We start from the raw sequence: 12622 nt of genomic DNA on the forward strand, positions 1-12622 counted from the left end.
GGAGGCTCCCGTTTCGCCCGGTCGGGTCGCGGGTACAACCCGGCTCATGAACGAAACCCGGCACACGAGCGATACGGGCGGCCACGCACCGGCCGCGGCCGATCTGTCCACCGTGCAATTGGTCGAGCGCCTGACCCAGCAGGTGAGCACGCTGGTGCGCACCGAGGTGAGCAGCGCACTCGACGAGGTCAAGTCGAAGGGCACCAAGCTCGGGGTCGGCATCGGTGTCTCCGGCGCCGGCGCCCTGCTGTTGTTCCTGGGCCTCGCGACCCTCGTCGCCACCGCCGTCCTCGGCCTGGCGACGGTCCTCGACCCGTGGCTCGCGGCACTGATCGTCGCCGTCGTCCTGCTGATCGTCGGCGGCATCCTCGCCAAGGTCGGCGCGACCAAGGCGAAGAATGCCGTTCCGCCTGCACCTGCCGCCACCGTCGCCAGCGTCCAGCGCGACGTCGAGACCGTCCAGAACGCCCGAAAGGCTCACTCATGACCGACCCGAAGGACGCGTCCGAACCGCGTCACGCCCTGCGTACCGAGGCCGATGCCGAGCCGCCGTCCGTCGAGCAGCAGCGCGAGGAGCTGGCCGAGACCGTCGAGGCGCTCGCGGCCAAGGTCGACGTGCCCGCTCGCGTCTCCGCCGCGGCCCACGAGTCGACGGAGAAGGTGCAGGAGGTCGCTCAGCAGGGCGTCTCCAAGGCACAGGAGGGTGTCGCGCAGGTGAAGGAGAACCCGCAGGTCGCGGGCATCTCGCTCGCCGGTGCGCTCGCCGCCGTGGTCCTCGTGGCCCTGGTCCGCCGTCGTCGTGCGCGCACGGCGCTGCGCCGACAGAGCGTCCTCGACATCCTGGCCGGCCGATGACCAGCACGTCGAAGGCGTTCTACAAGCCGCTCTCCCTGGCCACGAGCATCGTCGGTGGCTTGGTCGCCGGACAGATCTTCAACCAGATCTACAAGCGCGTCGGCAAGAACGACGCCGAGATGCCCGATCCGAAGGATCTCTCACGCACCAACCGTGAGGTCCTGATCGCCGCAGCGCTGCACGGTGTCGTGTACGGGCTGGTCAAGGCCGGGGTCGACCGCGCCGGCGCCAAGGGATTTCGCGCACTCGCCAAGGAAGACCCCAAGTGACGATCATCAGAAGGAGCCTTTCGTGACCGAGAACCAGGGTGCAGCCTCCGAGGCGCGCAGCGACTTCGTCGACAAGATCAAGGGCCGGGCCAAGGAAGTGGCCGGCGCCGTGACCAACAACGACGAACTCGCCGATCGCGGACGGCTCGAGCAGGCGGAGGTGGAACGCCGCCGCGAGGCCGAGGCCACCGAGACCGCCGCCGCCCTCGAGATCGAGGAGGCGCAGCAGGACATCGCCGAAACGGAGGCCGAGGCGGACGTCGCACGGCAATCCGTCGAGGACCGTACCGACGCGTCCGAGGCTGCGGCGCAGAACGACCGGCTCCGTGCGCACACGACGGCGGAGGCCGACGCGATGCGTGACGCCGAGCAGGGTCGCGTCGCCGCCGAGGCACAGTCGGAGCGGCGCATCGCCGAGGCCACCAGCGAGCGGCAGCAGGAGGAGGCCCGTGCGGCCGACGAGATCTCCGCTGCGCGAAGCGAATACGACGAGAAGCTCGACGAGGCCGACGCACTGGAGCAGGAGGCGGCGCAGGCACGTGAGCGCGCCGCCCGGGCCGAGCGCGAGGCCGCGTCGACCGACACCGAGGAGACCAAGTGAGCCTGTCCCTGCCCCGCCGGATCCTGCGACTGCAGTACTCGATCGCGCGACTTCCGTTGCAGGCGTTCGAGTCCACCGTGATCAGTCGGCTCGACGCCGAGGGTCCGGTCCGTGCGACGTACCAGCAGATCGTCGGAGGCATCGACGCCACCGCGGGTGCCGTCCTGGGTGACGAGGACCTCGCGCGGCGCGGCCAGAAGATGCGCAGCGCGGCCGCGGATCTGGAGAAGGCCACCCGTCTCGAGGCACAGGCCCGCGAGAAGCGTGCACAGGCGACGCGCGAGACGCAGAACAGGGTCGACGAGGCGACGACGCGGGCGAAGAAGGCTCGCGAGACCGCCGAGGAGAAGGCGACCGACGCGGCCGACCAGGAGATCGAGAACAAGGTGGCCGCTGGCAAGAAGGCCGCCGCACGACTCGAGGACCGCAAGTCGCGCGCCGACGACATCGCCGACAAACGGATCTCGGCGGCCGAGGCCGAGCGTGAAGCGAAGCTGTCGGAGGTCGAACGCCGCGAGGCCGAGGCCAAGGCTCCGCGCACCGAGGAGATCGAGGACGCGGCGGAGAAGCTCGAGGACGCCGCCGAGAAGCGCGACGACGCCGAACGCCTGGCGGACGTCGCGGAGGCGTCGAAGGACAGCTGACACCGCCCGTCGACTCACCGTCTGCCCCCGACAGTCACTGGACTGCTCGGGGGCAGACCACTCGACGGGGCCGACAGTGAGACGATGGCGGACGTGAGCACATCAGACACGACGCCGCGCCAGGCCGGCCAGCGCACGCTGCGCCCGCTCGAGCAGTCCGTCAAGCTGCAGAACGTCCTCTACGAGATCCGTGGACCCGTGCACGCCCACGCCGCCCGTCTCGAGGCCGAGGGCCACCGCATTCTGAAGCTCAACATCGGCAACCCGGCGCCGTTCGGCTTCGAGGCACCCGACGTCATCGTGCGCGACATGATCGCCGCGCTTCCCACGGCGCAGGGGTACTCCGAGTCCAAGGGCATCATGTCGGCCCGCCGCGCCATCGTCACTCGCTACGAGCTGGTCGACGGCTTCCCGTTCCTCGACGTCGACGACATCTACCTCGGCAACGGCGTGTCCGAGCTGATCACGATGACCATGCAGGCGCTGCTCGACGACGGCGACGAGGTCCTCATCCCGGCGCCCGACTACCCGCTGTGGACGGCGATGACGACGCTGTCCGGCGGCAAGGCGGTGCACTACCGCTGCGACGAGGAGAACGACTGGAACCCCGACCTCGCGGACATCGAGTCGAAGATCACCGATCGCACCAAGGCGCTCCTGGTCATCAACCCGAACAACCCGACGGGTGCGGTGTACTCCAAAGAGGTGCTGCGGGGGATCGCGGCGCTGGCACGCAAGCACAGCCTGTTGCTGCTGGCCGACGAGATCTACGACAAGATCCTCTACGACGGTGCCCAGCACGTGTCCATGGCGACGATGGCGCCGGACCTGCTGTGCCTCACCTTCAACGGTCTCTCCAAGGCCTACCGGGTGGCCGGATACCGCGCGGGCTGGCTCGCGATCACCGGACCCAAGGACCACGCCGCGGGCTTCCTGGAGGGCATCAACCTCCTGGCGTCCACTCGCCTGTGCCCCAATGTGCCTGCGCAGCATGCCATTCAGGTCGCACTCGGTGGCCACCAGAGCATCGGGGACCTCATCCTGCCGGGCGGGCGACTGCTCGAACAGCGTGACGTCGCGTGGGAGGGACTCAATGCCATTCCCGGCGTGAGCTGCGTCAAGCCGCGCGGTGCGCTGTACGCCTTCCCGCGCCTCGATCCCGAGGTGCACGAGATCCACAGCGACGAGAAGCTGGTGCAGGACCTGCTGCTGCAGGAGAAGATCCTGGTGGTGCAGGGAACCGGCTTCAACTGGCCCGACCACGATCACCTACGCATCGTCACGCTGCCGTGGGCCCGCGATCTGCGCACGGCGATCGAACGGTTCGGCAACTTCCTGTCGTCGTACCGGCAGTGACCGTCAGGGCGTTCGTCGAGGCGTTGCCGAAGGTCGAGCTGCACGTCCACCTCGAGGGGTCGATGTGGCCGAGCACGCTGAAGGCGTTGGCCGACAAGCATCAGGTCGAGGCCATCCCGCGCACCGAGGACGCGCTGCGGGAGTGGTTCGAGTTCCGCGACTTCCCGCACTTCATCGAGGTGTACCTGACGTCGATCGGCGTGCTGCGCGATCCCGAGGACTTCGCGCGGCTCGCGTACGACAGCCTCACCGCGCTGGCGGCGCACGACGTGCGGTACACCGAGATGCACATCAGTCTCTTCGGGCACCTCATGCGTGGGGTGGACGCGGCGGCGGTGTTCGAGGGTGTCGAGGAGGGCCGGCTGCGTGCTGAGGCCGAGACCGGCATCGTCGCGCGCTGGATCCCCGATTTCCCCGGTGACTTCGGTACCGATGCGGCAAACCGCACCCTGGACGCCGTGCTGGCGCATCGCGTCGACTCGATCGTCGGATTCGGCATCGGGGGCATCGAGGTGCCGCGGGCGGAGTTCGCCGACGTGTTCGCGCGGGCGAGCGCGGCGGGACTGCACTCGCTCCCCCACGCGGGCGAGACCGGCGGGCCGGACAGCATCTGGTCGGCGCTGCGCGATCTGGGGGCCGAACGCATCGGCCACGGCATCGCCGCGCTCGGCGACCCCGAGCTCGTCGCGCACCTGATCGAGCACCGGATCCCGCTCGACGTGTCCCCCACCTCCAACATCCGGACCCGCGTCGTCGAGTCGCTCGACGTGCACCCGCTGCCGGCCATGATCGACGCGGGGCTGACCGTGACGCTCAACAGCGACGACCCGTCGATGTTCGGCACCGACCTCACCACCGAGTACCTCGCCGCGCACGGCATGGGGCTGGACGCGTCGGCCCTGCGTTCGCTCGCCCTCGCGGGGGTGGACGCGTCGTACGCGGACCCGGACCTGAAGGAGCAGTTGCGGGCGGAGATCGCGGCGGTCGAATTCCCGGAGGCCTAGGGGCGCTGCACGTCCTCCAGCCACCCGCACCCCTCCCCGCAGGCTGCAGGGGGTGTGCGCCTCACGGAACCCGCGCAGCACGGCGTGCCCGTGTTCCCGCGGGCGTTCCAGGTTCCCGCGGATGCTGCAACACCTACGAGAACCCGGAACCCCTACGGGAGCGCCGGCACCACCGCACGCCCTCCAGCCACCCACACCCCTCCCCGCAGGCCGCAGGGGGTGTGCGCCTCACGGAACCCTCGCAGCACGGCGTGCCTGCATTCCCGCGGGTGTTCCAGGTTCCCGCGGATGCTGCAACACGTACGAGAACCCGGAACCCCTACGGAAGCGCCGGCACAGTCCCTGACCTGCACTTGGTGTGACGCGCAGTGCCATACACCGCGCTGTGTGACACAACACAACGTCTCGGGCACATTTTTCAACCCCGTGATGATCGAACCGTGCGTTCGCGGGTATGTTCGTACATGAGCCCTTCGGGGTTCCGAAAGCGCCGAACGGCCCCCCACCCCCCCGGTGGGCCGCTCGGTCGGTGGCGGGGGACACCCCCCCTGCTTCCCCGCCACCCGCTTTCGTCCCGCGCCGCTCGCGCCCACATTTCCTTCTCCGCGTCACCGTTAGTGTTGGCGTCGTGACACACGGCCACGGACACAGCTCCGGTCCCGCCCCCATCGGGAAGATCGCCGCGAGACTGGTGCTCGGCATCCTCGCCGTCGTCGGCATCGCCGCGATCGTCGGCGTGGTGCTGCTGTGGCCCAGCGATCGCACCGTCGAGGTGCCGGCACCGTTCCAGAGTGCGACTGGCGGCGTCGTGGCCACCGAGTACGGCACCGTGGTGTCGCAGGACATCGGTCCGTGCGGCAGTTCCTCCAACGGGCGCGTCTTCAGCGGCGCCCCCACTCCGCCCACCGTCTCCGGTTTCGAGTGCAATCGCAGCATCGTGTCGATCGACACCGGCGTGAACGAGGGCACCCGCACCCTGCTCGAGGTGACGCCCGGGCCGGGCACGCCCGATCTGCGCGTCGGCGAGGAGATCCGCCTCGTCCGCGGCACCGACGACAGCGGAACCGCGATCTACGGGTTCGACGACTACTCCCGCACCACACCGCTGCTGCTGGTGGTCGCGGTCTTCGCCGTCGTCATCTGTGTGATCGCGCGGTGGCGCGGGCTGCGCGCACTGCTCGGGCTCGGTCTCGCGCTCGGAGTGCTGGTGGGCTTCGTGCTCCCCGCCATCCTCGACGGCCGGTCCGCCATCCTGGTCGCCCTGGTCGGCGGCACCGTCATCCTCTACGGCGTGCTGTATCTGGCGCACGGGCCCAATCTGCGCACCAGCTCGGCGCTGCTCGGCACCGTGGTGTCGATGGGCGTCGCCGCGGGACTGTCCGAAGCAGCCATCAGGCTGACCCGGGTGACCGGTCTGTCGGAGGAACAGAACACCGACGTGCAGGCCTATCTCGACCACGTCAGCATCACCGGGCTCCTGCTCGCCGGGTTCATCATCGGGTCGCTCGGTGTGCTGAACGACGTGACGATCACCCAGGCGTCGGCAGCCTTCGAGCTCGCAGCGCTCGATCCCGGCGCCACCCGACGGTCGATCTTCACGTCCGCGATGCGCGTCGGGCGGGACCACATCGCCAGCACCGTCTACACGCTCGTCCTGGCCTACGCGGGCGGCGCGCTGCCGCTGCTGCTGCTCTTCAGTGTCGCCGGCCGCTCGTTCGGCAACGTCCTGACCGGAGACGCGGTGGCCATCGAGATCGTCCGCTCGTGCGTGGGCGGCACGGCCCTCGCGCTGTCCGTTCCACTCACCACCGCGATCGCCGTGATGCTCGCCCGGCCGCCCCGCGGACGCGCCCCCGTGAGCGGTCGGCACTCCGCGCGCTGACACCCCGGCACGGCGTCGTCAGTCGTCTCACGGTATGTATTTGTCACAAAAACATTCTCGTGTATTGTTTTCACTGGGTTCGGGAACCTACGCGTCTGTTCATCGCAGAAGCAAGGCACATCGACACATGTGAGGAACATCGAATGAACACACTGACCGTCGAGGACATCGACCGCATCCGTGAGGTTCTGGGCAAGTACGGCAAGCTGCCCGTCACCATCGCGTCCGTGGGCAACGAGGACGATCTGTACGACGCCGGCCTCACCTCGCACGCCAGTGTGAACGTGATGATCGCGCTCGAGGACGAGTTCGATGTCGAGTTCCCCGACCGCCTGCTTCAGAAGTCCACCTTTGCCAGCGTCGCGGCCATCGCCGACGCTGTCGCCGAGCTGGCCTGATCACCATGACGACACTCGAGGATTTCCCCGCCGGCGCCCTCGTCGACTCCACCCCCACTCCGCTGCCCCTGGACGAGGTACTCGCGGTGGTGCGTTCGCACGCCGATGCCATCGACCGGGAAGCCCGCTTCCCCACCGAGTCGGTCGACGCGCTGCGTGCCGGCGGCCTGCTGTCCGCGTCCATCCCCTCGTCGCTCGGCGGCGGCGGCTACAGGCTCAGTGAGCTGGCGGCTGTGTCGCGCGCGCTCGGTGGTGAGTGCGCGTCGACGGCCATGATCTTCGCGATGCACCACACCCAGGTGATGAGCCTGTCGCGTCACGGCCTGACGTCGGATGCCATTCGCTCTCTTCTGCGTCGCATCGTCGACGAGCAGCTCCTCGTGGCGTCGGCCACCACCGAGATCAACATCGGTGGCGACGTCCGAACCAGCGGGTGCGCGGTGGAGTACGACGGCGACCGCTACACGCTCACGAAGAACGCCCCCGTCATCTCGTACGGCGAGTACTCGGACGTCGTCCTGGCGACAGCACGGCGCTCGGTCGACAGTGCCCCGAGCGACCAGGTCCTCGTCGCCTGTCAGCGAGCGGACCTCACGCTCGAGAAGACCGGCACCTGGGACACCATGGGCTTCCGCGGCACCTGCAGCCCCGGCTTCATGCTGCACGCCTCCGGAGACGCCCAGTGGGTCCTCCCCGACAGTTACGGTGACATCTCGGCTCGCACGATGCTGCCGACCGCCCACGTCCTGTGGGGCGGCGCCTGGCTGGGTATCGCCGACGCCGCTGTGCGGAAGGCTCGCAAGTCGGTGCAGAAAGCCGCGCGCAAGACTCCGGGTGTCACTCCTCCGGCCGCCGCACGTCTGGCCGAACTGCTCGTCGTGCACCAGCAGCTCACCGACACCGTGTTCCGCGCGGGCGACACCTTCGACGCGATCGCCGACGACGCCGAGGCCCTCGGCGCGATCGGTTTCGCACTGCAGATCAACAACGTCAAGGTCACCGCATCGAACCTGCTCATCGACATCGTCGCGCGCGCACTACTGATCTGCGGCATCGCCGGCTACCGCGAGGACAGTGAACTGCGCATGAGCCGCCACCTCCGCGACTCGCACGGTTCCGCGATCATGGTGAGCAACGAGCGCATCCTCGGCCACAACGCCCAGCTCTCGCTCGTCTACAAGGGGATCTGACCATGACCTCCACACTCGACCGCGACGTGGTCTCCGATCTCGATCTGGCCCGTGCCGATTTCCGCGATCAGCTCGTCGGCGCCGGTCTCCTCGTCCCCAGCTCCCTCGACGGTCTGTACGGCCGCTCGGGCGAGTTCGAGGACATCATCGATCTCATCGACTCCAAGGTGAAGGCCGCAGGCGCTGCCGCACACGGAAATGCGCTGCGCCGCTTCCGATTCCCACCGGTGTTCCCGCGCGACGCATTCGAGAAGACCGATTACATCGCCTCGTTCCCCAACCTCACCGGCGCCATCACCACCTTCTCCGGCGACAACAAGGCCCACGCCGAGCTGCTCGCGGCACGGTCCGAGGGCAAGGACTGGGACCACTGGCTCGAGTCCGCCGGCACCATGCTGGTGTCGGCCGCGTGCCACCCGTCCTACTCCATGCTCACCGGTCAGCTTCCCGACGGCGGCACCATGCTCGACGTCTACGGGTACTGCTTCCGGCACGAGCCCGCCGTGGATCCTGCTCGCATGCAGGCGTTCCGGATGCACGAGTTCGTCCAGGTCGGCACCCCCGACCAGGCCGTCGAACACCGTGAGTCGTGGATCGAGCGCGGCATGACGGTGCTGGCCGACCTCGGGCTCGACGCCTCCCCCGTCATCGCCAACGACCCGTTCTTCGGTCGCGCGGGACGCATGCTGGCCGCGAACCAGCGCAACGAGAACCTCAAGACCGAGCTCGTGGTCCGCCTCTACGGCGACCTGGACGAGGGCACCGCGGTGGTCTCGTGCAACTGCCACCGCGACCACTTCGGTCAGACCTTCGACATTCGCACCGCGGACGGCAACGAGGCCCACAGTGCCTGTGTCGGTTTCGGTATGGAGCGCATCGCCCTCGCGATGGTGCGCACACACGGCCTGGACACCTCGCGGTGGCCGGGCAGCCTCCGCCTCTCCTGACGGAGCTCGGGGGGCTCACTGACCGGTTCGGGCCTGGGTTGAGGGAGGTCCGAACCGACGGAGGCGAGAGCGCGTCACCGATTCTCGATGCGCGCTCTCGCCTCCGCATTGAGTGCACGCACGTGACCGGACGGTGTCTTGTCACCGGACCCGGACGGCGTGAGCGGAATTCGCCGTGTCGTTCCCGGCGCCAACGAGAACCAATTGTCCTGCGGCAGCCATCCGTCCATGTCCAGGCACACGTACTGTGCCGCGAAACGTGTGCTCACCTCCACGTGTCGCCGGCCGGCATCGTCGATGTCCGCGGTCGCTGCGAGTCCGATGTCGTTCTGCCGCGGCACCATCGGACCACCCACGAGATGCACACTCTCTGCGACGAGCCCTGTCGTGCCGTCGGAGAGGGTCGCACGGATCGCGTCGAAGGTGCGCACTCCGAAGCGATGTACATGGGTGGCGTCGGTGAAACGACCCACCATCTCGTCTGCGCTCACGACGACACTCCCGCGCGCCGGAACCGTGATCTCGCGGTGCCCCTCCGCTGCCACGACCCCGCTGCGAGTGTGCGCCGAGACGGACAACGTGAGGGCACGCGCAGACTCGCTGTCGTTCACGGCCTCGAGTCGCAGCCCGTCCATCCCCTCGTCCGTCATCAGGATGGTCACCGGCCGGGCCGCGCGCGCAAGAGCCCACCACGGGGCCTTGGGACGACCGGCCACGTCCGTCAGTCCCCAGCCCGCGCCGGGAGCAGTGTCGCGGTACGTCAGTACGAGGGCCCCGTGGCACTGCGACGCCGAGCTGCGCCAGAACTCGTACGCGGCGCTCACCGCCTCACAGATCGCCGCACGCCCGAAGTCCAGGTACAACTCCGGATCGTCGCGACGAATCGAGGCGGGATCCACACCGAACACCGTGCGCACGTAGTGGTCTCGGACATCCTCGAAGTCCCACGACGATCCACGGTCGCGCGGGACCGCGGCCTTCCAGACCGGATGATGCCCGGCGACGGCCGCTGATCCGAACATGTCGTCGACTGCACGACGCTCGGGTGGCACGGAGAACGCGAGTGATTCGGCGGCGAAGCGCACCCCCGCCCGGCGCAGATCCGACAGCGGTTGCAGGTAGCCACCGACGCCGAAGTAGTGCGCCACGCCGCTTCCCACGTGGGTGGCCAGCGGACCCCCGTACGGAGTGGACGGCACGTACGCCAGCTCCGGTCGCTCGTCCTCCACGATGCCGGGAACCACGTCGTCCAGTAGCGCCATGACGAAGTTCGGGGCCTCGAGACCCACCATCGTCGGCTGCTGATGCGTCTCGCTGCCGCCGCTGAGCACCGCCAGTGACGGATGATGCGAGGTCGACAGGAGGAGGTGTCGCACTTCCTCCGTCACCAGTTCGGTGAACTCGTCCGTCTCCGGTGGGTCGATGGTGGTCACCATCAGGTCCTGCCACACCAGGATGCCGCGGCGTGAACACGCGTCGAAGAAGGCGTCGTCCTCGTAGACCATCGTGCCCGTGCAGCGGAGCATGTTCAGCCCTGCCGCCACCACGGAGTCCAGGGCGGCCTCGAGCGTCGTGGGATCGTTCTGCAGACTGCGGACGTCGAGCGGCACCCAGCACGCGCCGCGACAGAAGACCGCTACACCGTTGACCGTCAGCTCCCCGGATACGACATCGAAGGCGACTGAGCGGAAACCTGTGCGACACAGCATCTCACCGTCGACCCGCACCTCGTACAGATTCGACTCACCGTGCGTGTGCGGCCACCACGGTGTCACCCCGTCGACCGGGAACGTCGTGTCGACCGCTCCGTCGGCACCTGCAGTGACCGATCCGGTCGTGTCCGCGACGGACACCGAGAAGCGTTCGCCTGGTCGTGCGGTTCCGCGTACGCGGAGGACGGCGCCGTCCTGGACGAGGGTGCCGGTCACCCGCAACGCTCGTCGGTCCGGGTCGGTGACGTGGACCGCTCGCCACGGCCCGACCGGTGCGGGCGCACCCACGAACACGGGCGCCCGTCCGAGCGCCGACGTCCTGATCCAGCGCAGAGACTGCCGATCCAGCATCGACGACCGCCACCGGGCACGGGGCCGCCGTGGAGTGCTCACAGCGTCGAGAGCTCGGAACGCCAGATCGAGGCGCACGGATCGAGCTGCCTCACCGCGGATCTCGACGTCCACCGGTACGAACATCGACTCGCTCCGGACATGGAGCTCGCCGTCCACCCACACCTCGGCACGCGTCGCGAGACCGTCGAACGTGATCAGGGTCGTTCCGGCCGGGAGGTCGACGGTCGTGCCGTACCACCAGTCGCGAGCGTCGAGCACCGCGTCGACCTCAGGCCCCAGAGCGGATGCGACCGTACCCGGGACCACGGCGGGAGTGGGATCGCCGAGCACGGCGGACGGTGCCTCGAACGCACCTGCGGCCGAGCCGATCACGGTCCAGGAGCTCGACGCGACAGGGTCGTACCGCACCTCAGGCATGTAGTGCGGAGGCCAGCGTGTCGGTGGCGTACTGCCACGACTGCGCCATCTCGTGCAGCGCGCCGGTCACGTCCACCGCGCGCCCCCGAGCGGCGCGCGCCATCTTGAACTGCACCGACTTCGCCCCGGCGGCGACGTCGAGGAACGGAGCCACGGCGGCATCGCTGCCGGCCACGCCTCGGGACTCGAGGTACCGAGCGAGGTCGGCGCCGAGTTCTGCCGTGAATCCGCACTGGCGCAGGGTTCCGAACGACCAGAGGTGGAACTGCTCGGGACCGGCCTGCTGGATCCACGGAATGTCCGCCTGCACGCGGTCACCGAGAGCCGCGACAGGATTCCGGCGTGGCCGACGCGCGACGTGGGACCGTGCGACCGCGAGATCGATGTCGTCGTGAGTGGCGCCGAGTGCCAAGCGATCCCGGTCGATGCCGATGCGTTCGATGTAGGGCGGCAACGGAACCGGGGCATCGAGCGACAGGACGCGACGGAAGTCCTCGCCCTGCACGACGTGGTAACCACTGTTGTGGAAGTACTCCATGCGCTCCACATCGGTGTCGACGACGACCGGAACGATGGTCGTCTTGGAACTCTCGATGTGATAGTTGATGCCGTCCGTGTCGGGCAGGAAGTAGGAGTCCACCTCCACCGTGCAGAGAACACCGTCCTCGAGGTTCTCGACGATGTGCTGCCAGAACGGCTTCCAGACATTCATCTCATCGATGCGTATTCCGAGGAGAGCGCGCATGTCCTCGGGCTGAAACTTGACGAAGTCCCACTGCCGACCGTCGAAGTCCGTACTCAGGACCACGGCCATGGCAGGAATCGGATCCGCCTTCAGCGCGTGCACCAGCTCGATCCACAGATCGACGTAACAGTTGGTCTGAGACCAGATCCGATCACCGCGATGAACGGGATGCGGAACGTGCTGCGCTGCGTCCGCGCCCAACGAGGCGGACATCGAGGAAGGCGTGGTGGTACCGGTCATCGGCGATC

At 68.5% G+C, this 12622-nt stretch carries 13 protein-coding genes; 11 read left to right on the plus strand and 2 right to left on the minus strand.

All coding sequences use genetic code 11. The features are described 5' to 3' along the window. Positions 1-46: 46 nt before the first annotated feature. The 11 genes from HQ306_RS18315 to HQ306_RS18365 all read left to right on the plus strand — a co-directional run bounded on the left by HQ306_RS18315 (position 47) and on the right by HQ306_RS18365 (position 9146). Positions 47-487, plus strand: coding sequence for a phage holin family protein (locus HQ306_RS18315; protein ID WP_222633031.1), 441 nt, complete (start codon positions 47-49; stop codon positions 485-487). Continuing rightward, the gene (locus HQ306_RS18320; RefSeq protein ID WP_222633032.1) at positions 484-855 is read left to right on the plus strand and encodes a DUF3618 domain-containing protein; all 372 of its coding nucleotides are present in this window, start codon (positions 484-486) and stop codon (positions 853-855) included. Before HQ306_RS18315 ends, HQ306_RS18320 begins: the two co-directional genes overlap by 4 nt. Next, positions 852-1124, plus strand: coding sequence for a DUF4235 domain-containing protein (locus HQ306_RS18325; RefSeq protein WP_027506952.1), 273 nt, complete (start codon positions 852-854; stop codon positions 1122-1124). The genes HQ306_RS18320 and HQ306_RS18325 overlap by 4 nt, the downstream gene beginning before the upstream one ends. Before the next feature lie 22 nt (positions 1125-1146). Continuing rightward, complete coding sequence (locus HQ306_RS18330; RefSeq protein ID WP_056443995.1) at positions 1147-1725, plus strand: hypothetical protein; 579 nt, start codon at positions 1147-1149, stop codon at positions 1723-1725. Then, entirely contained in the window at positions 1722-2369 is a 648-nt protein-coding gene (locus HQ306_RS18335) for a hypothetical protein (RefSeq protein ID WP_222633033.1), read from the plus strand. Before HQ306_RS18330 ends, HQ306_RS18335 begins: the two co-directional genes overlap by 4 nt. A gap of 84 nt (positions 2370-2453) precedes the next feature. After that, positions 2454-3725, plus strand: coding sequence for a pyridoxal phosphate-dependent aminotransferase (locus HQ306_RS18340; protein WP_027506955.1), 1272 nt, complete (start codon positions 2454-2456; stop codon positions 3723-3725). Continuing rightward, a complete protein-coding gene (gene add / locus HQ306_RS18345) occupies positions 3722-4729 on the plus strand; it encodes an adenosine deaminase (RefSeq protein WP_222633034.1) in 1008 nt (335 codons plus the stop codon). The genes HQ306_RS18340 and add overlap by 4 nt, the downstream gene beginning before the upstream one ends. A gap of 628 nt (positions 4730-5357) precedes the next feature. After that, positions 5358-6611, plus strand: coding sequence for a YibE/F family protein (locus HQ306_RS18350; RefSeq protein WP_222654660.1), 1254 nt, complete (start codon positions 5358-5360; stop codon positions 6609-6611). A gap of 143 nt (positions 6612-6754) precedes the next feature. Beyond that, a complete protein-coding gene (locus HQ306_RS18355) occupies positions 6755-7009 on the plus strand; it encodes an acyl carrier protein (RefSeq protein ID WP_222633036.1) in 255 nt (84 codons plus the stop codon). A gap of 5 nt (positions 7010-7014) precedes the next feature. Next, the gene (locus HQ306_RS18360; RefSeq protein ID WP_222633037.1) at positions 7015-8199 is read left to right on the plus strand and encodes an acyl-CoA dehydrogenase family protein; all 1185 of its coding nucleotides are present in this window, start codon (positions 7015-7017) and stop codon (positions 8197-8199) included. A gap of 2 nt (positions 8200-8201) precedes the next feature. Continuing rightward, entirely contained in the window at positions 8202-9146 is a 945-nt protein-coding gene (locus HQ306_RS18365) for an amino acid--[acyl-carrier-protein] ligase (RefSeq protein WP_222633038.1), read from the plus strand. 74 nt (positions 9147-9220) lie between these two features. Here HQ306_RS18365 and HQ306_RS18370 read toward each other — a convergent pair whose 3' ends face one another. Then, positions 9221-11629 (minus strand): hypothetical protein, encoded by a 2409-nt coding sequence (locus HQ306_RS18370; protein ID WP_222633039.1) that lies wholly within the window; start codon positions 11627-11629, stop codon positions 9221-9223. After that, a complete protein-coding gene (locus tag HQ306_RS18375; protein WP_261770067.1) occupies positions 11622-12614 on the minus strand; it encodes a DUF1839 family protein in 993 nt (330 codons plus the stop codon). Before HQ306_RS18375 ends, HQ306_RS18370 begins: the two co-directional genes overlap by 8 nt. Positions 12615-12622 lie beyond the last annotated feature (8 nt).

Origin of the sequence: Rhodococcus sp. BP-160 (genome assembly GCF_019836205.1) — a bacterium.
Lineage (GTDB): Bacteria > Actinomycetota > Actinomycetes > Mycobacteriales > Mycobacteriaceae > Rhodococcoides.

Bases quoted from the DNA above. Each gene is read 5' to 3' on its own strand.
- HQ306_RS18340 (WP_027506955.1), top strand. From the start codon at position 2,454: ATGGCGGACGTGAGCACATCAGACACGACGCCGCGCCAGGCCGGCCAG.
- HQ306_RS18315 (WP_222633031.1), top strand. From the start codon at position 47: ATGAACGAAACCCGGCACACGAGCGATACGGGCGGCCACGCACCGGCC.
- HQ306_RS18325 (WP_027506952.1), top strand. From the start codon at position 852: ATGACCAGCACGTCGAAGGCGTTCTACAAGCCGCTCTCCCTGGCCACG.
- HQ306_RS18320 (WP_222633032.1), top strand. From the start codon at position 484: ATGACCGACCCGAAGGACGCGTCCGAACCGCGTCACGCCCTGCGTACC.
- HQ306_RS18365 (WP_222633038.1), top strand. From the start codon at position 8,202: ATGACCTCCACACTCGACCGCGACGTGGTCTCCGATCTCGATCTGGCC.
- HQ306_RS18360 (WP_222633037.1), top strand. From the start codon at position 7,015: ATGACGACACTCGAGGATTTCCCCGCCGGCGCCCTCGTCGACTCCACC.
- HQ306_RS18375 (WP_261770067.1), bottom strand. From the start codon at position 12,614: ATGACCGGTACCACCACGCCTTCCTCGATGTCCGCCTCGTTGGGCGCG.
- HQ306_RS18355 (WP_222633036.1), top strand. From the start codon at position 6,755: ATGAACACACTGACCGTCGAGGACATCGACCGCATCCGTGAGGTTCTG.
- HQ306_RS18370 (WP_222633039.1), bottom strand. From the start codon at position 11,629: ATGCCTGAGGTGCGGTACGACCCTGTCGCGTCGAGCTCCTGGACCGTG.